Annotated in this window: 24 protein-coding genes and 1 tRNA gene; 14 read left to right on the top strand and 11 right to left on the bottom strand. The window is 71.5% G+C overall.

Annotation, left to right across the window (positions count from 1 at the left end; genetic code table 11):
- Positions 1–20: 20 nt before the first annotated feature.
- Entirely contained in the window at positions 21–671 is a 651-nt protein-coding gene (locus BMZ30_RS10470; RefSeq protein WP_093378317.1) for a maleylpyruvate isomerase family mycothiol-dependent enzyme, read from the top strand.
- Here BMZ30_RS10470 and BMZ30_RS10465 read toward each other — a convergent pair.
- Positions 660–1163: a DUF3592 domain-containing protein gene (locus BMZ30_RS10465; RefSeq protein WP_143073182.1), complete on the bottom strand. Its 504-nt coding sequence runs from the start codon at positions 1161–1163 to the stop codon at positions 660–662. The genes BMZ30_RS10470 and BMZ30_RS10465 overlap by 12 nt on opposite strands.
- Before the next feature lie 128 nt (positions 1164–1291).
- Entirely contained in the window at positions 1292–1654 is a 363-nt protein-coding gene (locus BMZ30_RS10460; RefSeq protein WP_143073181.1) for a DUF6518 family protein, read from the bottom strand.
- Here BMZ30_RS10460 and BMZ30_RS10455 point away from each other — a divergent pair.
- Positions 1646–1945, top strand: a complete 300-nt coding sequence (locus tag BMZ30_RS10455; RefSeq protein ID WP_093378310.1) for a maleylpyruvate isomerase mycothiol-dependent enzyme family protein — start codon at positions 1646–1648, stop codon at positions 1943–1945. The genes BMZ30_RS10460 and BMZ30_RS10455 overlap by 9 nt on opposite strands.
- Before the next feature lie 15 nt (positions 1946–1960).
- Here BMZ30_RS10455 and BMZ30_RS10450 read toward each other — a convergent pair whose 3' ends face one another.
- Genes BMZ30_RS10450 through BMZ30_RS10440 form a run of 3 tightly spaced genes read right to left on the bottom strand, consistent with a single transcriptional unit; the run spans position 1961 to position 4000 of the window.
- Complete coding sequence (locus BMZ30_RS10450; RefSeq protein ID WP_093378308.1) at positions 1961–2728, bottom strand: ABC transporter permease; 768 nt, start codon at positions 2726–2728, stop codon at positions 1961–1963.
- Positions 2725–3450, bottom strand: a complete 726-nt coding sequence (locus BMZ30_RS10445; RefSeq protein WP_093378305.1) for an ABC transporter ATP-binding protein — start codon at positions 3448–3450, stop codon at positions 2725–2727. Before BMZ30_RS10445 ends, BMZ30_RS10450 begins: the two co-directional genes overlap by 4 nt.
- Positions 3443–4000, bottom strand: a complete 558-nt coding sequence (locus BMZ30_RS10440; protein WP_093378303.1) for a TetR/AcrR family transcriptional regulator — start codon at positions 3998–4000, stop codon at positions 3443–3445. Before BMZ30_RS10440 ends, BMZ30_RS10445 begins: the two co-directional genes overlap by 8 nt.
- Before the next feature lie 108 nt (positions 4001–4108).
- Here BMZ30_RS10440 and BMZ30_RS10435 point away from each other — a divergent pair, with 108 nt between their 5' ends.
- Positions 4109–4381, top strand: coding sequence for a DUF1905 domain-containing protein (locus BMZ30_RS10435; RefSeq protein WP_093378300.1), 273 nt, complete (start codon positions 4109–4111; stop codon positions 4379–4381).
- 32 nt (positions 4382–4413) lie between these two features.
- Here BMZ30_RS10435 and BMZ30_RS10430 read toward each other — a convergent pair.
- Positions 4414–4486, bottom strand: a tRNA-Lys gene (locus BMZ30_RS10430).
- Between the two features lie 197 nt (positions 4487–4683).
- On the opposite strand from BMZ30_RS10430, the gene BMZ30_RS10425 reads away from it, so the two are divergent.
- A complete protein-coding gene (locus tag BMZ30_RS10425) occupies positions 4684–5139 on the top strand; it encodes a hypothetical protein (protein ID WP_093378298.1) in 456 nt (151 codons plus the stop codon).
- 297 nt (positions 5140–5436) lie between these two features.
- Here the strand turns inward: BMZ30_RS10425 and BMZ30_RS10420 are convergent, their stop codons facing one another.
- The gene (locus BMZ30_RS10420) at positions 5437–6282 is read right to left on the bottom strand and encodes an RsiV family protein (protein WP_143073180.1); all 846 of its coding nucleotides are present in this window, start codon (positions 6280–6282) and stop codon (positions 5437–5439) included.
- A gap of 609 nt (positions 6283–6891) precedes the next feature.
- Between BMZ30_RS10420 and BMZ30_RS10415 the strand changes: the two genes are divergently transcribed.
- The 4 genes from BMZ30_RS10415 (at position 6892) to BMZ30_RS10400 (ending at position 9897) form a co-directional block, all read left to right on the top strand.
- Positions 6892–7188: a hypothetical protein gene (locus tag BMZ30_RS10415; protein ID WP_093378293.1), complete on the top strand. Its 297-nt coding sequence runs from the start codon at positions 6892–6894 to the stop codon at positions 7186–7188.
- The gene (locus tag BMZ30_RS10410; protein ID WP_093378290.1) at positions 7185–8882 is read left to right on the top strand and encodes an alpha/beta hydrolase family protein; all 1698 of its coding nucleotides are present in this window, start codon (positions 7185–7187) and stop codon (positions 8880–8882) included. Before BMZ30_RS10415 ends, BMZ30_RS10410 begins: the two co-directional genes overlap by 4 nt.
- 113 nt (positions 8883–8995) lie before the next feature.
- The gene (locus BMZ30_RS10405; RefSeq protein ID WP_143073179.1) at positions 8996–9487 is read left to right on the top strand and encodes a hypothetical protein; all 492 of its coding nucleotides are present in this window, start codon (positions 8996–8998) and stop codon (positions 9485–9487) included.
- A 119-nt stretch (positions 9488–9606) separates the two neighbouring features.
- Entirely contained in the window at positions 9607–9897 is a 291-nt protein-coding gene (locus tag BMZ30_RS10400) for a Fe-S cluster assembly protein HesB (protein WP_093378285.1), read from the top strand.
- Between the two features lie 57 nt (positions 9898–9954).
- Here BMZ30_RS10400 and BMZ30_RS10395 read toward each other — a convergent pair whose 3' ends face one another.
- Positions 9955–10707 (bottom strand): M50 family metallopeptidase, encoded by a 753-nt coding sequence (locus tag BMZ30_RS10395; RefSeq protein WP_308430770.1) that lies wholly within the window; start codon positions 10705–10707, stop codon positions 9955–9957.
- Between the two features lie 280 nt (positions 10708–10987).
- Between BMZ30_RS10395 and BMZ30_RS10390 the strand changes: the two genes are divergently transcribed.
- The gene (locus BMZ30_RS10390; protein WP_229828702.1) at positions 10988–12511 is read left to right on the top strand and encodes a DEAD/DEAH box helicase; all 1524 of its coding nucleotides are present in this window, start codon (positions 10988–10990) and stop codon (positions 12509–12511) included.
- A 106-nt stretch (positions 12512–12617) separates the two neighbouring features.
- On the top strand, positions 12618–13016 hold the full coding sequence (gene msrB / locus BMZ30_RS10385; RefSeq protein ID WP_093378283.1) for a peptide-methionine (R)-S-oxide reductase MsrB: 399 nt from the start codon (positions 12618–12620) through the stop codon (positions 13014–13016).
- 10 nt (positions 13017–13026) lie between these two features.
- On the opposite strand, the gene BMZ30_RS10380 is transcribed toward msrB, so the two are convergent.
- The 3 genes from BMZ30_RS10380 to BMZ30_RS10370 form a co-directional block, all read right to left on the bottom strand.
- A complete protein-coding gene (locus BMZ30_RS10380; protein ID WP_177191348.1) occupies positions 13027–13515 on the bottom strand; it encodes a MarR family winged helix-turn-helix transcriptional regulator in 489 nt (162 codons plus the stop codon).
- A complete protein-coding gene (locus BMZ30_RS10375) occupies positions 13512–15065 on the bottom strand; it encodes an MDR family MFS transporter (protein WP_093378279.1) in 1554 nt (517 codons plus the stop codon). Before BMZ30_RS10375 ends, BMZ30_RS10380 begins: the two co-directional genes overlap by 4 nt.
- 124 nt (positions 15066–15189) lie before the next feature.
- On the bottom strand, positions 15190–16620 hold the full coding sequence (locus BMZ30_RS10370) for a sugar porter family MFS transporter (RefSeq protein ID WP_093378276.1): 1431 nt from the start codon (positions 16618–16620) through the stop codon (positions 15190–15192).
- A 36-nt stretch (positions 16621–16656) separates the two neighbouring features.
- Between BMZ30_RS10370 and BMZ30_RS10365 the strand changes: the two genes are divergently transcribed.
- From BMZ30_RS10365 to BMZ30_RS10350, 4 genes are all read left to right on the top strand, one after another.
- The gene (locus BMZ30_RS10365) at positions 16657–17319 is read left to right on the top strand and encodes a hypothetical protein (RefSeq protein WP_093378274.1); all 663 of its coding nucleotides are present in this window, start codon (positions 16657–16659) and stop codon (positions 17317–17319) included.
- A 371-nt stretch (positions 17320–17690) separates the two neighbouring features.
- The gene (locus tag BMZ30_RS10360) at positions 17691–18311 is read left to right on the top strand and encodes a DUF47 domain-containing protein (RefSeq protein WP_093378271.1); all 621 of its coding nucleotides are present in this window, start codon (positions 17691–17693) and stop codon (positions 18309–18311) included.
- Positions 18312–18316: 5 nt separating this feature from the next.
- The gene (locus BMZ30_RS10355) at positions 18317–19321 is read left to right on the top strand and encodes an inorganic phosphate transporter (protein WP_093378269.1); all 1005 of its coding nucleotides are present in this window, start codon (positions 18317–18319) and stop codon (positions 19319–19321) included.
- Between the two features lie 82 nt (positions 19322–19403).
- Positions 19404–21284, top strand: coding sequence for a DUF4198 domain-containing protein (locus BMZ30_RS10350; protein ID WP_143073178.1), 1881 nt, complete (start codon positions 19404–19406; stop codon positions 21282–21284).
- Positions 21285–21470: the final 186 nt, after the last annotated feature.

Raw genomic sequence — 21470 nt, 5'->3', positions numbered from 1 at the left:
CGAGCAGGCACGATGGGCGGGTGACCGAGACGACGATCGATGTCCTAACGGCGACGACGACCGAGCGTGCGGCGCTCGCACGGGACCTCGCCGGGCTGGACCACGCCGACTGGGCGCGGCCGTCGCTGTGCGGTCGATGGACCGTGGAGGAGGTCGTCGCGCACCTCACCGCCGCCGCGAGCCTCGGGCGGGCGCGGTGGATGCGCAGCGTCCTGGGTGCCCGGTTCGACTTCGACGAGCACAACGCGCGCCGGCTCGCCGAGCACCGCGGCGCGACCCCGGCCGGGACGCTCGCGCGGTTCGAGGCGATCGTGCCCAGCACGACGTCGACGTTCGGCCCGAAGGAAGCCTGGCTCGGCGAGGTCGTGATCCACGGGGCGGACATCCGCCGACCGCTGGGGATCGAGCATCAACCCAACACCGCCGCCGCCACCCGCCTGGCCGGGTTCCTCGCGCGCACGAGCTTCACCGTGCCGAGCAAGAAGATCGCGACCGGGCTGCGTCTCGAGGCGACCGACGGCCCGTTCGCGGCTGGCGCGGGGTCGGTCGTGCGGGGCTCGACGCTCGCGCTGATCATGGCGATGGCGGGGCGGTCCGCCTACCTCGAGGACCTCCAGGGTCCTGGCATCGACGTGCTCGCGCAGCGGGTGGCCGCGGCGTCATCGTGGTGAGTTCTCGACTTTGCTGCGCCCCGCGACGAGGGCGGCGATCCCGAGGGCGAGGACCACGTGGCCACCGACGGCGAGAGCGGTCGGCACCCATGCGGGGCTGCGGTCGTACCGGGGCGAGGGCGCGCTCGACGTCGGCTCTGAGGGGTCGTACGTGATGTCGATCGGGCCGCCCACTGCCAGGGAGCAGTACCGCTCGCTCACGTTCGGGCTGCTCGCCGACACAGCGACGCCATCGAGCATGAACGTGTAGCGCGGCCCGCACGGACGGTAGTCGTCGTCGCCGTACGGGAAGACCTCGGACACCATCGCGGTCACCGTCGCGGTCGTGGTCGCGCTGTAGACCGGCAACGTCCCCATGGCCGCGGCGAACGACATCGCCCAGGCAGCGAACAGGGCGGCTGCGTAGACGAGGAGCGCCAGGACGAAGGCGACGATCCGCGCCGGGCGAGGTCGACCTCGAGCAGGGCGCACTCGGGCGGACTTCAGGACCACGATCGACCAGTCCTCTCGGCCGGGGGCACCGGCGCTCTGCCGGATCGACAGAACATATCGGATCCTGGCCGCACGGTGACATGACCTCGTTCGAGGTTCGAGGTTCGAGGCGATGGCCATGGCGCCGGTCAGCCCGTGAGGACGACCGACGCGGCCAGGAGCAGCATCCCCGCGACGCCGATCGTCCCGCCGAGCGCGACGAGCCTGTCCCGCGTGGACTCCGCACGCATCGCAGCCACCCACGCCAGCAGGGCGAGCGCCACGACTCCGACCCCGATCCAGTAGGTCACGCCGGTGCTCTCCGCGACCTCGGTGAGGCCGTACGCCGCCTCCGCCATGCCAGCCCCGCTGAGCGCCGCGGCGCCGAGCGCGGCGCGCAATCCGACCGTCCGCAACCACGTCGCAGCGACGCCGACGACCGGCCCGGCGATCAGACCCACCAAGCCGAAGAACACCGGAAGGAAGCCTGGCTCGGCGAGGTCGTGATCCACAGCGCGGACATCCGCCGGCCGCTGGGGATCGAGTACACGCCCGACGGCGCCGCCACCACCCGCCTGGCCGAGTTCCTCGCGCGCACGAGCTTCACCGTGCCGAGCAAGAAGGTCGCGACCGGGCTGCGGCTCGAGGCGAGCGACGGCCCGCTCGCGGTCGGCGCGGGGCCGGTCGTGCGGGGGTCGACGCTCGCGCTGATCATGGCGATGGCCGGGCGGTCCGCCTACCTCGACGACCTCCTGGGTCCTGGCGTCGACGTGCTCGCGCAGCGGGTGGCCGCGGCGTCCTGAGGATCGTCGGACCGGTCAACGGTCGAGCTGGAGGCGCCGCCATGCGAGCACCGTGAGAGCGCCGAACCCGAGCGGGACCACGAGCACGGTGGCCAGCTGGCCCGCGTGCACCGCCCCCGGGTCGAGAGCCCACAGCGCCGGTGCGGCGACCGGAAGCCAGGCCGCCACCTCGAGCGAGGCGATGGCGGTGACCTGGGCGACGACGAGGATCGCGAGCGTGGCGCCGATGCCCGCGAGCAGCCCGCGACCCAGGGTGGCCGCCCACGCGGCCGGGACTGCGACCAGGCCGGTGAGCGTCCCGAGGGCGAGCTGCCTGGCGAGCTGAGCGACGACGTCGGCGTCGAGAGGGCCCAGGCGCAGGGCGAGGCCCGCGACGAGCACCAGGGCCGTCAGCGCGAGCGCGACGACGAGGACCCACACGAGGTGGACCACGAGCTTCGCGACGGCGATCGTCGACCGCGGCACCGGGAGCGCGAACAACCCGGTGACGGTGTGGTCCGCGAACTCCCGGCCGTAGGTCCAGCTGAGCCCGACGCCGAACGCCAGGAGCGCTCCGGCGGCGGTGATCTGAGCGGTGACGCCGGTGAGCAGGGCCCAGCCGGTGCGGTCCGCGAGCGGGCCCAGCTTGGCGACGATCTGGGCGTTGCCGCCGTCGGCCGCGGCGACCATCGCGCCGCCGATCGCGGCGATGCCGACGACGACGAGGAGCGTCGTGGTGCGCAGCACGCGGGAGCGCCAGGCCTTGGTCAGCTCCACGTGCACGGAGGTCTGTAGGCCGGTCATCGTCCCCGCTCCTCGTCGTCGGCGTGCAGCAGGTGGAAGAACGCCCGTTCGAGGTCGGGCGTGGCGGGGTCCAGGGCGCCGACGATCTGGCCGTGGTTCAGCACCGAGATGCGGTGCGCGATGCGCGCGACCTCGTCGAGGTGGTGGCTCGAGACGAGCACGCCGGTGCCGGTGGCGGCCCGCGCGAGGAGGACCTCGCGGAGCGCGATCACCCCGGCGGGGTCGAGGGCGTTCGTCGGCTCGTCCAGGACGACGAGCCTGGGCCGGTGCTGCAGGGCGGCGGTGAGCCCGAGGCGCTGTCGGTTGCCCTGAGAGAGGCGCGCTGCGCGGATCGCGGCGTAGCGCGTGATGCCGAGGTCTGCCATGCCGGTCGTGACGATTTGGGCGACCTGGTCCGCGGCGACCCGGCGCAGCCGCGCGGCGAGCTCGAGGTTCTGGCGGGTGCTCAGCTCGGGGTAGGCGAACGGGTGGTCGACGAGGTGGCCCACGCGGCCCCATGCCTCGGCCGGGAGGTCGTTCAGCGCGATCCCGCCGAGGTGGACCGTGCCGCTGGTCGGGCGGAGCATGCCGAGCACGGCGCGCATGAGCGTCGTCTTGCCGGCGCCGTTGAGGCCGGCGAGCGCATGGATCTCGCCCGGCGCGACGGTGAGATCGAGCCCGAACAGCCCGGCGTCGGGCCCGAACTCGCGGACGGCGCCCGTGACGCGCAGAAGGTCAGTCATCGTCGGCTCCCAGCACCCGGAGGGCCGAGGCGAGAGCGCCAGCGAGGGTCTGACCGTCAGCGCCCGCCCAGTCGTAGAGCGCGGCGGTGAGGGCGGCCAGGGTCGCAGCGGCGGCCACGCTGGCGTCGCTCGGGGCGGTGCCGTCCTGGACGAGCTGGTCCCGGATGGCGGTCTCGGTGGCCTCGTTCGCGCGTGTCGCTGCTGCACGGAGGGCGGGAGACGACGACACCACCCGGACGCGTCGGCGGGTGCTCTCGCCCGCCAGCTCCGGCAGGGATCGCGTCGCGTCCCGGACCGCGCGGGCGACGCGCACCAAGGGCGGCTCGTGCGTGGGCCGCAGGGCGATCGCAGCGGCGAGCACGGGGTCGAAGGGGTCCGTCGTCACGGCGGCCTCCTTGGTGGGGAAGTGCCGGAAGAAGGTCATCTCGGAGACGCCGGCGACGGCGGCGATCTCGGCCACCGTCGTGCGCTCGAAGCCCTGGCGCTCGAACAGCTCCAGCGCGCAGGCAGCGAGACGCTCGCGGGTGCGCTCACGCTTCGACGGGGCCATGCGTGAAATGTTAGTGACTAACGTTTGGAAAGTCACGCGAGGTGTCGGCGCCGTCCCGACCGCTACACCGCCGTAGACGGGCACCGCCAGCTCGCCTAGCGTGGCGCCATGGCAGCTGAGCAGAAGACGTTCCAGACGACGATCGGGGTCGAGGTCAAGGGAGAGACGTGGAGCTGCGTCGAGATCCCGGACTCGGCGGACTTCTTCGGGACCGGCAGGACGGTGCGCGTCGACGCCGAGATCGACGACGTCGTGCTCGAGAACGTCGGCGCGATGGTCACCGGCACCGGCGGGCACATGGTGTCGCTGAGCGCCAAGGTCCGCAAGAAGCTCGGCAAGGAGATCGGGGACGCGGTCTCCGTCGTGATCACGCGGCGGTAGTCGCCGGGTCTATGCGCTGCGGTGCTGTGCGGTGGGCCCCGTGGGGCTCGAACCCACGACCCGCGGATTAAAAGTCCGATGCTCTGCCAACTGAGCTAGAGGCCCGGGGCACGCCGGATCGAACCGCCGTGCCGCCGCAGACATGCTACGTGGCCGGGGCGGCGTCGGGCACGGGAGGCGACGCGTGCGCACCTCAGCCACGCCCAGCCGGGCCCCGCAGCCCTTCCGCCGCGGCGCGCGCGCCACTAGGTTGTGGGAGCAGAGCAGAGCCGAGGACGGACTCGGCGCAGGGGGAGAGACACATGCGCAACGCACTGAGCAGGCCCAGCAGCACCACGCGTGCGGTCGTGGCCGCCGGCGCCATCACCGCTGCCGCCGGCGTCGTGCTGATCGGCACCCAGACGACGGCCTTCGGAGGGGCCGCCGACCCGGACTGCGAAACCGAGCTGCTCGCCCTGGAGACGGTCGCCGCCGGGTACAACGTCGACGACTGCCCCGAGGGCCCCAGGGAGGTGCGCATCGAGGGTCGGTTCCAGGCGCAGGTCCCGCAGCGGGACGGTCACGTCAGCCTGTCCGCCTTGGAACCGCACGGTGACAGGACGTCGTTCAAGGTGAAGGTTGACAACCACGGCACCGTGCGCGTCCACCTGTCGACGTCCGACGACGACCTGATCGCCGACTTCCACCCGCTGCTGGACGCGAGCGTCTTGGTCGACGGCCTCCCCACCGTGACGCTCGCGGAGCACGCCTCGAGCTGAGCCCGGCGCCGGTCAGCCCGCGAGGACGACCGACGCGGCTAGGAGCAGCATCCCCGACGCCGGTGGGACCAGTGAGCTGACCGGTTCCGCATCAGCCGCCCGGGCGACCCGAGGCCCGTCCCCTCCACCCCTGGTCGTAGCGCGCCGGTGCGCGCGGGCCCGCGTCCTCCCTAGCCGCGCGACAACCGCGCGCGGCGCACGCCCGTCCACGAAGCTTGAGCGCGCGCGATCAGACCCGCGACCTTCTCCCTCCCGCGGGCTGAGCGGCCAGCGGACCTTGCGCTCGTCAGGCGCTCCTCAGAGCCGGCAGAACTTCAGGGCGTCGGTCCCCACACCCATCGACCGGAAGCGCGAGAGCTCCTTCGCCGTCGCGAGCCTCCAGCCCTTGCCGAGCCGCAACTTAGGTGCGCCCTTGGTGCCACTGAGGTTGAAGACGTATCGGGACGCGGACTCTGTATCGAATGCTCGGACCTTCTTGCCGGTCCGTACGCCGAGGGTGCAGTAGGCCTCGGAGAACAGGTAGCCATCGAACCTGGCGACCTGCTTCCCCTGGACTGTCATTCCCACGATCGCGCCGGTGAAGCTGTCGCCGTGGTCCACGAGGTCCTTCACGTAGACGCGCGAGGTGCGCTTGCCCTTGAGCTGCGCTGACGTCGCGACGTCGGTCCACGGGACCAGCGCGGAGACGGCGCCGCAAGCTCCTGCGGCTATTGCGTAGCGGTTGAACCACACGCGGACGCCCTTCGGGGAGACGTTCCAGGCATCCGGCGCGGGAAGGCTGGAGGTGGATCCCCGCCTCGCTGTCACCGCCCCGGTGACGCAGTCCGAGTTCTGGGTGCGGAGCGCGGAGAGAGTGGCAAGCCGGTTGACGCCGGCGGTCGATGCGACGAACTTGGAGAGCTTTGCCTTCTTGCCTGTCTTGAGGTCGATGGTGAACGAACGCGCTGACTGTTGGGTCACACCGCCGCACCCGGCGTCCGAGCTGAAGGCCATCGTCACCGAGGCGTACCGCTTCTTGTAGATCGATGCGCTCACGTCGGTCACCCTGACCTCGGCAGGGTACGGCGACGTGGCACACCCCGCGCGCCACTTTCTGGCCATCGACTTCTCAGCCGAGAGGAACGCCTTCGCGTACTTCTGCACCCGCGAGCGGTTCTTCGCCGTGGATCCCTTGAGGACGGGCAACCGGTAGGTGGTCGTGAGCGGGAACGGAGTCGTGGCGACCGTCGTGCGGGTCTTCGACACGACCAGGCGCGCCCTGGGCGACGCCTTCGCCGCAGCCAGGGAGGAGGTCGCGACCGTGGAGACAGGACTCGACACCGCCGCTGACGCTGCGTTCGCGGGTACGGACGTCAACGTGAGGCTGCCGGCCACGGCGGTGACGACCGCGAACGCGGAGAACCGCCGACGCCGCACTCGGGCTCGGACGGTGGGACCTGAGCGAGGTGCTGCGGCGACCATGATGGCTCCATCTGACGAGGCGATACGACCATGCTGCAGGGGTATCGACGCAGTGGCGGCCGCTATTGAGGTGCGGACGGGGTGAAGGTCGAGCGGCGCCGCCCGGCAGGCCGAAGACAGAGCCCCGTGACCTCGGCCCCTGCGTCCTCCACAAGCGATCGCCGCGCATCCACGTCCACGACGCCGGCAACGCCGCCGCCGGTGCCCGCGACACCCTCCCTACCGTCGGTCTCTCAGCGGCCTGAGCGGCCGGACCGGAACGGCCCCGGTGGCCAGGGAGACGGAGGAGCGATGGCGGACGTCCACCTCGACGCACGGATGCTCGCGGTGGTGCAGGTGCGCCTCGCCGAGGCCGAACGTCAGATCGTCTGGGTCCCACCCATGGTCGCGCCCGGGTGCGGCTCTCCCGTGGTGGCTCGCGCGATGGCCGACCGCGGCGCGTGGCTGCAGTCCGAGACCGACGCCGTTGTGCAGCACGCCCAGGAGCTGGCTGCGTCGCTGCGGCGCATCGAGCGGGCGTGGCGCACAGCCGACGCGATGCTCGCGAAGCGCGGAAGCTCCGACGACGCGTCCGGGGGTGCGGGGTGACGACCTGGACACCGCAGAGCCCCGGCGCCGGCGTGATCAGCGAGATCGCCGCCGTCGCGCAGGACCTGCGCCTCCTCGCGCCTCGCCTGCGGGCCGCGGCAGACGCCCTCGGCGCCGCGGCGCGTGAACTCGGTGATGGTGCGCGTGGGCTCGCCGCGTCGGCATGGACAGCGCAGACCGACGCGCTCGCCGTCACCGCGGCGGCCCTGGGCGAGCCGACGGCCGCGATGGCCGGGGCGATCGACCGCTACGCCGCGCGCATCGCGGAGATCCAGGCGCGGGAGCGCGTGCTGGGGAGCGTGGCCGAGGCCGAGGCGGCGCCGGCTCTCGTGGTGCTCGCGGCGCTCCGCGAGCAGGCCGACGCTGATCTGGTGGCCGCGCTCGTCCAGGCGACCCGGACGACGTCGACCTCGTCGGGCCGCGAGCTAGCACAGGACGCCTCCGCCGCTGGCCGCGGTTGGCAGGACGCCATCGGGGCTTCGTTCACCCGGTGGCTCGTGAGCGGCCTGACGGACGACGAGCTCACCCGGCTCCTCGAGGACTCCCCGCACGTCGCGGACCTGCTGATGACGCCCACGGATCTTGCCGCAGAGTCTCGGTTCGCCGCCGTCGCTGAGGCGGCCGGTGCCCCCGCGGGGCCCGACCGCGTCGCGGCCGTCGCTGCCGCGCTCGCGGCGATGCCGGCAGCCGACCGCGCGGCGCTCGCCCGGCTGCACCCGTGGTTCGTCGGCAACCTCGACGGCGCTCCCTTCGCGGACCGGATCCACGCCAACACGACGGCGATCCGCGCGGCGCTGCACCGCGCGCGACGAGAGGGCTCCGCTGACCCGCAGGGTGCGGCCGCCCGGTACGAGAAGCTCCTGGCCGCCGGCCACCAGGTCGTCCTCTTCGACCCCGAGGGCTCGCGCTTCGCGGAGATCGTCGGCGACCTCGATGCCGCGAGCGCCGGCGTCGGCGTGCTCGTGGGAGGTACAGGAACGAACCTCGGCAACGCCCACCGCCAGCGCGACCGCGTCGCGACGTTCGTGGACCGCGCCGACGGACGCCTGGCGATGATCACCTTCCAGGGCGGCGAGATGCCGCAGACGCTCACCGACGCGGCCTCGTCGTCGTACGCCAACGACGTCGCTCCGCACCTGCGGGACTTCGTGGCGGCGCTCGACCTCGAGACGGACGCGCCCGTCACCGTCGCCGGGCACTCGTACGGTGGCTCCGTCGTGGGCGCCGCGGAGAGCGCCGGCATGGTCGCGGACCGCATCCTCCATATCGCGTCGGCCGGAGCGGGTCCGGGGGTCGGGTCCGTCGCTGACTACCAGGCGCCGGACACGCCGCGCTACTCCATGACGGCCCCGGGGGACCCGATCGGCCACGTCCAGGGGCACGAGCTCGGCTCGTGGGGCCACGGCGCCGACCCCGACGTCATGCCCGGTCTCACCCAGCTCGAGACCGGACGCGTGGTGCACGGCGACCCGTCGAGCCCGCTCCTGCAGGGGATCGACGCGCACAGCGGCGTGCTCCGGCAGGACTCGACCGCGTGGCGGAACATCTATGGCGTCCTCACCGGCGGGGACGTCATGCTGTACGGCGAGCCTCGCCTGGTCGAGGAGATCTGGACCCCGGGAGGGTACGTGCAGCAGCGCGAGCTGCCGATGACCGATCCCACCTACGACCCGCCCACGGTGGACGTCCCGTGAGCGCGCGCGACCGGCCGCTCGTCGCGCCCGGCCTCCTTGCGTCCGGCCTCGTGGTGGTCCTCGGGGTCCTCGGGGCGTGCACCGCCGCCAGCCCATCGAAGGAGTCGCCAGCCATGTCCACGACCTCGAGCGCCGACGGCGGCCCCTCCGGCTCGCCCGAGCTCGACCCGGTCCGCACGGCCACCCTCGCCGCTGCCGCCCAGGGAGCCCGCGTCGTCGCGGACCGCTACCCGGACCTGCAGCTCGAGCACGACCCGGAGCGTGACGACCGCTGGTACGACTGCACGGCGTGGGTGGTCGAACCTCCCGGGGACACACCGCCCGAGCGGATCCAGTGGCTGTCCTCCCGGCGGTTCGCCACCGCTCCGCCGCGCCCGACCGCACCGCTCGTCGACGCGGTGATCGGTGATCTCACCGCCGCGGGCTGGGTCCTCGAGGCTGAGGTCAACGGGGACGCGGGACGCGACGTGACCCTGCGCAAGGACGGCTTCGCGCTCACCGTCGGCGGGCGGCGGGACGTCCGAGACGGGCAGAGGTCGTCCCTGCTCGTGAGCGTGTCGTCGCCCTGCGTCGCGGCGCCCGCAGGACTCGACGGCCCGGACTGACGGTCCGCGACGCACAGCCAGCGCTTGCATCGGGGACCAGAACTTGTGACGGTAGAGAAGACCGCAAGGCTGTCCGGGCGCGCCCGGAGGGTCCCCATGGCAATGGAGAGGATCTCCGCATGCTCACTCTGACCGACAACGCCCGACTCACCGTCGAAGGCCTCGCAGCACAGGCCGAGCTCCCCGAGACCGGCGGCCTGCGCATCGCGCAGTCCGAGGCCCAGGGCGGTACCTACGAGCTCAGCCTCGTCACCGCCCCGCAGGACGACGACCAGGTGATCGACACCGGCGCCGCCAAGGTGTTCGTCGAGGCCAGCACCGCTGACGTCCTCGCGACGCAGAGCCTGGACGCCGAGCTCACCGAGCAGGGCCCGGGCTTCATGCTCGCCCCGCAGGCGCCCCTCGGCTGACGCATCCCCAGCTTTGCCGGAGGCCGGCCCGCACCTGTGCGGGCCGGCCTTCGTGCGTCACAGCCCAGCGGTGAGCTCGCCCCACCACCCCTCGCCGAGGGCGTCGGACGCGATCCACCAGCCGCCCAGGGCGAGGCAGCCCAGCGTCACGGCCAGGAACACCACGACCCAGAACATCCCCGGGAACGGGGTGAGCCGCGCAAGCATGTCCGCGTCCGACGTCCCGGTGCGCCGCCGTCGGCGCTCGGACTGCAGCTCCACCACCGCGCGCGGGGCGCCCAGCAGCAGCACGAACGTGACGAGGTACGCGGCCACGGTGACCACGACGTCGGAGCCCCACCACGAGACCGCAACCAGGGCCACGCCCGACACCAGCACGGACCACAGCCCGAACCAGTTGCGGATCTGCACCAGCATCAGAGCGAGCACGACGACGAGCGCCCACAGCAGGCCCGCCGCATACCGCTGACCCACCAGCGCCGCCGCCCCGAGCCCGAGAAGCGCCGGCCCGACGTACCCGGCGAAGGCGGTCAGGACCATGCCCGGCCCGCGCGGCTTGCCCCGGGACACCGTGAGCCCCGAGGTGTCCGAGTGCAGCCGGATGCCGGACAGGCTCCGGCCCGAGACCAGGGCCGCGAGGGCGTGCGACGCCTCGTGCACGATCGTGATGCCGTGCCGGGCCACGCCCCACGCCGGGCGCCAGGCGACGACGACGAAGGCGACACCCGCCGTCAGCGCCAGGAGCAGGCCCGACGGCGCCGCCCCGGCCGTGGTCATGCGGTCCCAGATGTCCTGCAGTGCGTCCGTCACCACCCGAGTATGCCCGGGTGCCCTCGGTCACCTTTGCCGCACGTCAGGCGCGAATGAGGCATGATGGACGCATCAGGGCGCCGCACCGTGCGCGCCCAGCGTCGTGGAGCTACCGCCCGACCGCCCAGAGCCCGTACCGGGCCGGTGCGTCGGATCGTTTTTCTAGCGGCGGACCCCGACCCGTCTCAGGGACTTGCGACTGCCGCGAGCGTGCCTGAGCGCCTATGCCCGAAAGAGGCCCAGCATCTCTGTTTCTGACGCTCCCCAGAAGAACTCTGCCGTGACGTTCGCGTCCTTCGACCTGCCCGCGCCGCTCGTGCGCCAGCTAGCCGACGCCGGCATCACCACCCCGTTCCCCATCCAGACCGCGACGCTCCCGGACACCCTCCAGGGCCGCGACGTCCTGGGCCGTGGCCGCACCGGATCCGGCAAGACCCTCGCGTTCGCGCTGCCGATGGTCACGCGCCTCGCCGCCCAGCCCAGCCACGACTCCGGTCGCCGCAAGGCGGGCCGCCCCCGCGCGCTGATCCTCGCGCCGACGCGTGAGCTCGCCAACCAGATCAACGCGACCGTCGAGCCGATGGCCAAGGCCATGGGCCAGGTCACCACCGTGATCTTCGGCGGCGTCTCCCAGGGCAAGCAGGTCTCGGCCCTCAACGCCGGCGTCGACATCGTCATCGCCTGCCCGGGCCGCCTCGAGGACCTCCTCGGGCAGCGCTGCCTGTCGCTCGACGGCATCGAGATCACGATCCTCGACGAGGCCGACCACATGGCCGACCTCGGCTTCCTGCCGGGCGTCAAGCGCATCATGGACCGCACCCCCGAGCGCGGCCAGCGCATGCTGTTCTCCGCGACGCTCGACAACGGCGTGGACCAGCTGGTCAAGCGCTACCTGCACAACCCGCTCAGCCACTCCGTCGACAGCGCCGAGTCGCCCGTCGCCGCGATGACGCACCACATCCTCGAGGTGTCCGGCGCGGACGCCAAGAAGGACGTCGTCAACCAGCTCGCGTCCGGGACCGGCCGCCGCGTGCTGTTCATGCGCACCAAGCACCAGGCCAAGAAGCTCGCCAAGACGCTCACGGCCGAGGGCATCCCCGCCGTCGACCTCCACGGCAACCTCAGCCAGCCGGCGCGCGAGCGCAACCTCGAGGCGTTCTCGACCGGCGCCGTCAAGGTGCTCGTCGCGACCGACATCGCGGCCCGCGGCATCCACGTGGACGAGGTCGAGCTCGTCGTGCACGTCGACCCGCCCGCCGAGCACAAGGCGTACCTGCACCGCTCGGGCCGCACGGCCCGCGCGGGCTCGGGCGGCGACGTCGTGACAGTGATGCTCCCCGAGCAGCGCGGCGACGTACGCACCCTCACGCGCCTGGCGAAGATCAACGCGCGTCCCGTCCCGGTGAAGCCGGGCGACGCGACCGTGATGGCGCTGGTCGGCGAGGTCGCCGCGTACGTGAAGCCGGCCCCGCCGGCTCCCGTCCAGCAGCAGCGCGCCCCGAAGAAGCCCAAGGCTGCGGGTGCCGCCTCCGGCGGTCGCGGTGGTGCGGGTGGCCGTGGCGGCGCCTCGCGCGGTGGCGGCCAGCGCTCCGGCGCTGCGGCCAGCACGGGCGAGCCGGGCCGTCGTTCCGGTGGTCGCCGTGGCCAGAGCGCCGCGCCGACGACCTACTCGACCTCCACGCCGTCGGCTCGCTCGACCGGTGGCGGCCGCTCCGGCGGGTCCGGCGCTGCGCCGTCGGGCGGCGCTCGCCGCAGCCACTCGGCTGCGGACATGTCGCGCGGCACGCGCGTCGGTCGTCGCTGACCCCTCGCTCCACCCACGGCGGCGCTCTCGGGAATCCCCGGGGGCGCCGTCGTCGTTGTCTCAGGGCAGACTGTGCAGGCAGGGACGACAAGCTGAAGGAGCACCCATGGGCTACCGCGTGGACAAGACCGAGGACGAGTGGAAGGTCGAGCTCAACCCGCAGGAGTTCCACATCCTGCGTGAGGCCGGCACCGAGCGTCCGGGCACGGGCGAGCTGCTCAACGAGAACCGCGAGGGCGTCTACCGCTGCCGCGCCTGCCAGGCGGAGCTGTTCCGCAGCGAGACGAAGTTCGACGCCCACTGCGGGTGGCCGAGCTTCTACGCCCCGCAGGAGTCCGACGCCGTCGAGCTGCTGCCCGACACGAGCCTGGGCTACGAGCGCACCGAGGTCCGGTGCGCGGCGTGCGGCTCGCACCTGGGGCACGTGTTCGACGACGCCCCGCAGACGCCGACGGGCAACCGGTTCTGCATGAACTCGGTGTCGCTCGCCTTCGACCAGGCCTGAGCGCTTCGCGTCAGGGACGGTCGACGGACTCGACGAAGCGGTCGATGAGGCGGGCGAAGGTCTGCAGGTCGTCCTCGTCCCAGTCCCCGAGCACCTCGTGGAACCATGCCCGACGGCGCTCGCGGGCGGCCCGCAGGCTCGCCCTGCCCGCGTCGGTCAGGGACAGCACCTGGCCGCGGCAGTCGTCGGGATCCGTGGCGCGGTGCACGAGGCCGAGCTCGACGAGGCGGGTGATCTGGCGCGACGCCGTCCCGCGGCCGATCGAGAAGTGGTCCGCCACCTCGCTGGGCCGGACGCCCGGGGTCTGCGCGATGTGCAGCACGAGGGGGTAGGCGGACGCGTCGAGGTCCGGGTGGATCCGCGCGGCGAGGCGCGCCGTGGACGTGTGCGACCGCCGCGCGAGCACGCCCAGGCGCTCGTCGAGGTGGGCGACGACGTCCTCGGGCGCGGCTCGGTCGTCGGGGACGGCTCCGTCGTCGGACGTGCCGAGCGGGCTCACCGGGCGCCCTGCGCGGGAGCGTCGTCGTCGAGCCGGCGGACCTCCTCGGCGAGCCGCTGCTCGATCCCGCTGCGGGCCCCGAGCGGGACCTCGCGGAGCAGGAAGACGCAGACGACGGAGACGAGCGCGAACGGCACACCGATCAGGAACACCTCGGCGATGCCCGCCGCGTAGGCAGACTCGACGAGCTCACGGACCGGCCCGCTCAGCGTGTGCACGTCGGGGAGGCTACCCGAGGCGATGCCCGGGGCTTCGATGCCGAGGTCGGCGAGGCCCGTGCGCATCTCGTCGGTCACCCGGAGCGTGAGGGCGGCGCCCAGCACCGAGACGCCCATGGTGCCGCCAAGCGTGCGGAAGAATGCGACCAGCGAGGTCCCGGAACCGATGTCCCGGACCGGCAGGGTGTTCTGCACGGCCAGCACGAGGTTCTGCTGCAGCATGCCGAGGCCTATGCCCAGGACGGCCAGGTAGACGCCGATCAGCACCAGGCTCGTGTGCGAGTCGATGGTGCCCATGAGCCCGAGGCCCGCCGCGAGCAGGATGGACCCGGCGATCATGTAGCCCCGGTACCGCCCGTAGCGGGAGATGAGCTGGCCGCTGAGGGTCGAGGACAAGAAGATGCCGACGACCATGGGCGTGGTCATCAACCCGGACTGGGTGGGGGACATGCCGCGCGAGATCTGCATGTACTGGCTCAGGAAGACGGCGGAGCCGAACATCCCGATGCCGACCGCGATGCTCGCGACGACCGACAGCACCACGGTGCGGTTCTTGAACAGCACCAGGGGGATGAGCGGCTCGGGGAACCGGGCTTCGACGACGACGACGAGGCCGAGCGCGAGGACCGCCCCGCCGACCATCGCGGCCGACTGCCACGAGACCCAGTCGAAGTTGTTGCCGGCGAACGTGACCCACAGCAGCAGCAGGGCGACGCCGGTGCTGATGAGCATGATGCCGAGGTAGTCGATGCGCACGCGGCGCTCGACCACCGGCGGCAGGTGCAGCGTGCGCTGCAGCACGACGATCGCCGCGATCGCGAAGGGCAGGCCGACGAAGAAGTTCCACTCCCAGCCGAAGCTGTCGGTGATGATGCCGCCGAGCAGCGGGCCGCCGACCATCCCGACCGCCATCACGGAGCCGAGCAGGCCCATGTACCGGCCGCGCTCGCGCGGGGAGATGATGTCGGCGATCAGCACCGAGCCCAGCGCCATGAGGCCACCGGCGCCGACGCCCTGGACCGCACGGCACGCGATCAGCATCTCGGTGCTCTCGGAGAAGCCCGCCGCCGCGGACGACACCACCGAGATGACCAGCGCCACCTGGATGAGGGTCTTGCGGTTGACCAGGTCGGAGAGCTTGCCCCAGATCGGCGTCGAGATCGCTGTGGTCAGGAGGGTGGCCGTGACCACCCAGGTGAACGCGGCCTGCGTCCCGCCGAGGTCCGCGATGATCTTCGGCAGCGACGACGACACGACCGACGTTGCGAGGATCGAGACGAACATCCCGAGCATGATTCCGGAGAGGGCCTCGAGGACCTCTCGGTGCGTCATGGCTTTGTCTTGCTGTTCCACGCGTGCGACTCCAAACGATTGCCTCGGGCGATAGTTGCCCGGAGCAACAGTACGCCTGGATCGGCAGGGTCGCACTGTGGGTTCAGCCACGCGGGGCCAGGCGTCAGCCGTCGTCGCGCATGTCCTCCAGCTCGCGGTGGCGGGTCTCCTTGACCTTCGCCCACACGAAGAGGAAGGACAGGCCGGCGAACGTGCCGTACATCGCGTAGACGAACGGCAGGCCGAGGTTCTCGGCGAGCGGCGGGAAGCTGACCGTGATCGTGAAGTTGGCGATCCACTGCGCGGCCGCGGCCAGCGCGAGCGCTGAGGCGCGGATCCGGTTGGGGAACATCTCCCCGAGCAGCACCCACACGACCGGACCCCACGAGGCCCCGAAGGACACGACGAACAGGTTGGCGGCGATCAGCGCGATCGTGCCCCACGGCGCGGGCAGCGACACGTCCTCGCCGGTCCCCGACGCCTGCGTGAACGCGACGGCCATCGTGATGAGGGACAGGGTCATGCCCGCAGAGCCCGCCAGGAGCAGCGGCTTGCGGCCGATCTTGTCGATCAGCGCGATCGCGATGAAGGTCACGACCACGTTGGTCACGGCGGTGATGGTGGAGAACGTGAACGAGTCGGAGTCGTCGAACCCGACGGACCGCCACAGCGTCGTGGAGTAGTAGAAGATCACGTTGATACCGACGAACTGCTGGAACACCGACAGGATGATCCCCACCCAGACGATCGGCAGCAGCCCGAACCGCGATCCCTTGAGGGACGCGCTCTTCTCGAGCTTGGCGTCCCGGTCGACCGACTCGCGGATCGAGGCCACCTTCGCGTCGACGTCCACCGGTCCCAGCACCGTGCGCAGCACGACGACGGCCTCGTCGTCCCGGTTCGCCATGACGAGGTAGCGCGGCGACTCGGGCACGCGCAGAGCGACGACGACGTAGAGCAGCGCCGGGAGGACCTCGATCAGCAGCATCCAGCGCCAGGCCTCGAGCCCGAACAGGCTCGCGCCGAGGGCGATCGGGCTGCCGGACGAGACGTCGTCGGCCGTCAGCGCGAAGAGCTGGTCGGAGAGCAGGGCGACGAGGATGCCGAAGGTGATGGCGAGCTGCTGCAGCGAGGCGAGGCGCCCGCGGACCGCGGTGGGGGAGATCTCCGCGATGTACGCGGGGGTGATCACCGACGCGATGCCGACGCCGATGCCGCCGACCACCCGCCACAGCACCAGGTCCCACACGCCGAAGGCGAAGCCGCTGCCGATCGCCGAGACGAGGAACAGCAGCGCCCCGATCAGCATGACGCGGGGGCGGCCGAACCTGTCGGCGAGCCGGCCCGCGTACCAGGCGCCGAGCGCGCACCCGAGGAGCGCGACGGCGACCGCGAACCCCGTCACGGTCGCGCTGAGCTCGAAGTCCGTCTCGATTGCGTCGACGGCGCCGTTGATCACCGAGCTGTCGAAGCCGAAGAGGAATCCCCCTACCGCGGCCGATACCGAGAGCAGGATCGCCCTGCGGTGGCCCTTGCGTACCTCTACCTGGCTCATCAGGTCCCCTTCTCGTCGGTCAGTCACACTGTAGGAGTGACCAGAGCAGACGGCGCGGCGAGCGGAGGCGCGGGCGGACGGGGACGATTCCGGAGGCCGGCGTCGCTCGACGCGCGAGCCGCCGAGACCCTTCCCGGGGTCGAGGACCCCACGCTCCGCGGTGAGATCGCGCACACCACCGCCGGCGCCCTGGTGCATCGCACCCGCTCGGTCGAGGACCCCGCCGTGGTCGACCGTCTGATCCGGCTGGTCGAGACCGAGGGGCTCGACGTCGTCGCCGGCCTGTGGGCAGACAGCCCGGCCGACACTCTGCCGGGAGCGCTCTGGCGGCTGTACGTGCTGCGGGAGTGGGTGCGGCGCGACCCGGAGACCGTCACGCTGCGCTTCCGCCTCGGCGTCGCCGCCGCGCCGGTGCAGGAGGCCGTCGCGGGCGCCGCGGGTACCTCGCCCGACGACATGGCGCGCCTGGCCGACGCCGTGCTGACCGGCGTCTTCGCCGGAGACCTGGCCGTGGCGCTGGAGCGCGCGGCCGCGTTCTGCAGGATCCTGGCTGCGGGTGCTGCCATGGACGCCGACAGCATCGAGCCGACCGACGATCATCGTGCCGCCCGGATGACCCGAGGGGCCGGCGCGCTGGTCCGCACCGCCGAGGAGCTCGAGGAGTGCGCGCACCTCTGGCGGGCCGACCGGCTGGAGTGAGGCCGTTCGCCCTGCCTCGAGCGGGGCCGCGACCTATACTCGAACAGACGCCGGGCTGCGGTAGCCCCGGGCTCCATCATCAGCCGCTACGAGCGGCCACGCGCCGAGAGGCGCTCCCAGCCCGGCGTCGCCTCTTCCCGCTCTGTGCAGCCGACCTGCGCGGCCGACGCCGTCGTCGTCCGTCAACCCGGAGGGTGTCTTCCACGTCACGCCCCGGGCAGGGCGATGGTCCCAGGATGCGCTCCGGGATGTCCGGCGCGTCACGATCTGTTCACGGGCCCGACGCCGCGGTGTGGCCCGAGTGGTTGCGTGTTCACCCTGGGCCTGCCCTACGCTGAGCACGACATGCACCCCGTTCATCGGAGACCCCTGTGCGTTTTCGGCTGACCCCGCGCGATACCTCGTTCTTCGACCTCTTCACCGACTCGGCGCAGCACCTCGTCACCGGTGCCAAGCTGCTCGGCGAGCTCCTCGGAGCGGACCGCCCCGGCCGCAAGGCCCTGGCGAAGCAGCTCAACGAGGCCGAGCACCTCGCCGACGAGGCGACCCACGCGATCATGCGCCGCGTGAACCAGACCTTCGTCACGCCGTTCGACCGCGACGACATCTACGAGCTGGCGTCGTCCCTCGACGACTGCATGGACTACATGGAAGAGGCGTCGGACCTCATCGTCCTGTACAAGATCGACGAGCTTCCCCCGCGCGTGGCTGAGCAGGTCGCCATCCTGCAACGCTGCGCCGAGCTCACCGCGGAGGCCATGCCGCACCTGCGGTCCATGGGTGACCTGAGCGAGTACTGGGTCGAGATCAACCGCCTCGAGAACCAGGCGGACAAGCTGCACCGCAAGCTGCTCGCGCAGCTGTTCGACGAGGTCACCGACCCCATCCACCTGATGAAGGTCAAGGAGGTCGTCGAGGTCCTCGAGCAGGCCGCCGACGCGTTCGAGAAGGTCGCGAACACCGTCGAGACCATCGCACTCAAGGAGTCCTGAGCCCGGTGGATACCGCGCTTGTCGTCGTCGTCGTCGCGCTCGCGCTGGCGTTCGACTACACCAACGGCTTTCATGACGCCGCCAACGCGATCGCGACCTCGGTCTCGACTCGCGCCCTGACGCCGCGCGCGGCCCTGATCATGGCGGCCGTCATGAACTTCGCCGGGGCGCTGCTCGGCACGGAGGTCGCCGAGACGATCGCCAAGGAGATCGTCAATCTTGACGCGGCCTCCACCCATGCGGGTCTCGTGGTCGTCCTGTGCGGGCTCATCGGCGCGATCACCTGGAACATGATCACCTGGTGGTTCGGGCTGCCGTCATCGTCCACGCACGCACTGATCGGCGGCCTGCTCGGCGCTGGCCTGGCAGGCGGCCTGGGCATCTTCTGGTCGGCGATCGTGGACAAGGTCGTCCTTCCGATGATCTTCTCGCCGTTGATCGGCTTCTTCCTGGCGTTCTTCCTGATGGTGGGCGTGCTGTGGCTCGTGCGCCGTGCGTCGCCCACCAAGACGATGCGCCGGTTCCGTCTCTCCCAGACGGCCTCCGCCGCCGCGATGGCCCTGGGCCACGGACTCCAGGACGCACAGAAGACCATGGGCGTGATCTTCCTCGCGCTGCTGACAGCAGGTTGGGCGGACCCGGACGACGGCATCCCGCTGTGGGTCAAGCTCTCCGCCGCGGCCGCGATCTCCCTCGGGACGTACTCGGGTGGGTGGCGCATCATGCGGACGCTCGGGCGCAAGATCATCGAGCTCGACCCGGCGCGCGGCTTCGTCGCCGAGACCGTCGCGGCCGGCGTGCTCTACGTGAACGCCTTCTGGCTGCACGCGCCCGTGTCGACCACCCACACGATCACCTCGGCGATCATGGGCGTCGGCGCGACCAAGCGCCTGTCCGCGGTCCGCTGGGGCGTCGCGAAGAGCATCGGCATCGCCTGGGTCCTGACCATCCCGGCTGCCGCCGCCGTGGCCGCCGTGTGCTTCTGGATCCTGCACCCGATGCTCGGCTGAGCCGGGCTCGGCGCGACGATCTTCACCGCACAGGCACATCGGCACGGGACACGTGCGCGGGTTCGAGTGGTTTGATGACCCTATGAACGCGAACGCAGGGGGCGCTGCGCGCCGGTCCGGAGCAAGAATCGTGGCGGCGCTGGTCGCCGCCTGTACCGCGATGGTGATGGTCGTGGTGGGGATGCCGGCGGCGTCGGCCGCTGCCGGGTACGTCGTCACCGGGCGACTGGTCTCTGACGACGGCAAGCCGCTCGCCGGGCTCAAGGTTCGGGCGGTGCCCGCGGCCGGGTACGGCTCGGTCGGCTCGTCGAAGACGGTCACGACGAACGCGAAGGGCGACTTCCGGTTGCCGATGCCCAAGGCGGGTTCTCGCTTCCTGCTGGAGGCCTTCGACCCGGCGCGGACCGCGACGGCGGACACGTGGGGGGACTGCGTCGAGCCGGCGCGCACCAAGGTCCTCACGACCTTCATCGGCTCACGGGGCAAGCAGACCTTCACGGACCTGGACCCGATCACCGGGTACAAGGCGCGCAAGAGCAGTCACATCAGGTCCGGCACGCACCGGCTCTCGGCATCGAGCGGTTTCGATGTCAAGGTCGAGGGGGCGACGAGCGACGCGTTCCCGAGCGTCGAGATCATTCGCGAGGACGGGACGTACGCGAGCACGAGCAACTGCGGAGACCTGAGCCACGGCTTCATCCCTGGCCGCTACACGATCGAGGTCAGCGCTTACCGCTTCGAGACCAAGCGGATCCGGACGACGCTCGAGCGCGGGGAGGTCGAGAAGCACACGGTGGTGCTCGACGACGTTCCGGCCGCCCGCGTGACCGGAACGCTCACGATCGAGGGCAAGCCCGTCCCGGACGCCCTCGTCGTCGCGACGGACGGCGACGACAGGTGGTTCAGCGCCACGGACGCGAACGGCGCCTACGACATCCACACCTACTGGAACCCCACGGACGCGATGCCGGCGGACGAGCCCCTCTCGGTCACCGTCCAGAGCACGAACGACGCACGGTTCGCAGGTCTGGGACGCACGAAGATCGTGCTCAAGGACGGCGTGACGACGCAGCTGGACATCTCTGATGCCCCGACCGCCGATCGTGGGGTGGTGCGCGGGAGGTTCGTGCGCACCGGAAGGGCCTCGTCAGGGACCGCGGAGCTGCGGACGCTCAGCGGCGCGCTCGTCGCCTCGGTCGAGCTCGGCAACCGTGACGTGTTCCTGATCGGTGCCCCTGCTGGCACCTACCGACTGGCGTACGTGGACCCCCAGGGCGACCGGTTCTCCTACACCACGGTCCGCGTCGCCGCCGGCACGACCACCCAGCTGGGGAACGTGAAGGTCACACGCAAGACGGCCAAGATCTACGGCAAGGTTCCCCGGGGCTTCACGGTCGTCGTCAGGGCGTTGGACGGCAAGAGCCACACCCCGACGTGGGGTGATGTCGTCCGTGACCGGTACAGCATCGAGGACCTGATCCCGGGCCGGTACACGATCGAGTACGCCCGGTCGGGCTACGTCAGCAAGAACATCTCGGTGAACGTCCGCACGACCAAGCGCCAGGACGCCCCCCGGCTCCAGAAGGCTGGCCGTGTCCAGGGCACCATCGTCTACAAGGCCAACGGCAAGCGCGTGCCCGACGACGCGATGGTGCACGTCGAGATGACGAGCAAGCGCACGGGCCGGGTGGGCGAGCGGGGGATCAAGGACCACGACTCCTCCTTCTCCGTCAAGCACCGCTACGCAACTGCCGGGAAGTACGCCCTGAAGCTGGTGGCGCCGCGTGGCACTGCACGCTGTGGTGTCTGGATCGAGGAGAGTGTGAGCAAGACATGCTCTCCGGTGGAGGGCATCAACAGCTGGCGCAGCCCTTACTACTGGGACGGCCGCAAGATCTTCCGCCTCACGGGTGGCACCAACAACGTGGGCAAGGTCCAGGTGGTGATGCGGGGCGGCCTCTGAGCGGCACCCCTCAGCTCGTCGGGAGGGCCTTCGGGAGGAGCGGTCGGATCGACCGCCACCTTCCGGAGGCCCTTCGGCGTCTGCGCCCTCGGCCACTGCGTTCTTTGCACGATCGACACATCTGCGCTGGCGGCGGCGCGACATCGGCGTGCTTGACTTCACGCATGAACATCAATGCAGGGGGCG

The sequence above is a fragment of the Flavimobilis marinus genome (assembly GCF_900113055.1).
Classification (GTDB): Bacteria; Actinomycetota; Actinomycetes; order Actinomycetales; family Cellulomonadaceae; genus Flavimobilis; species Flavimobilis marinus.
This window is presented reverse-complemented; position numbering and strand designations above follow the sequence as displayed.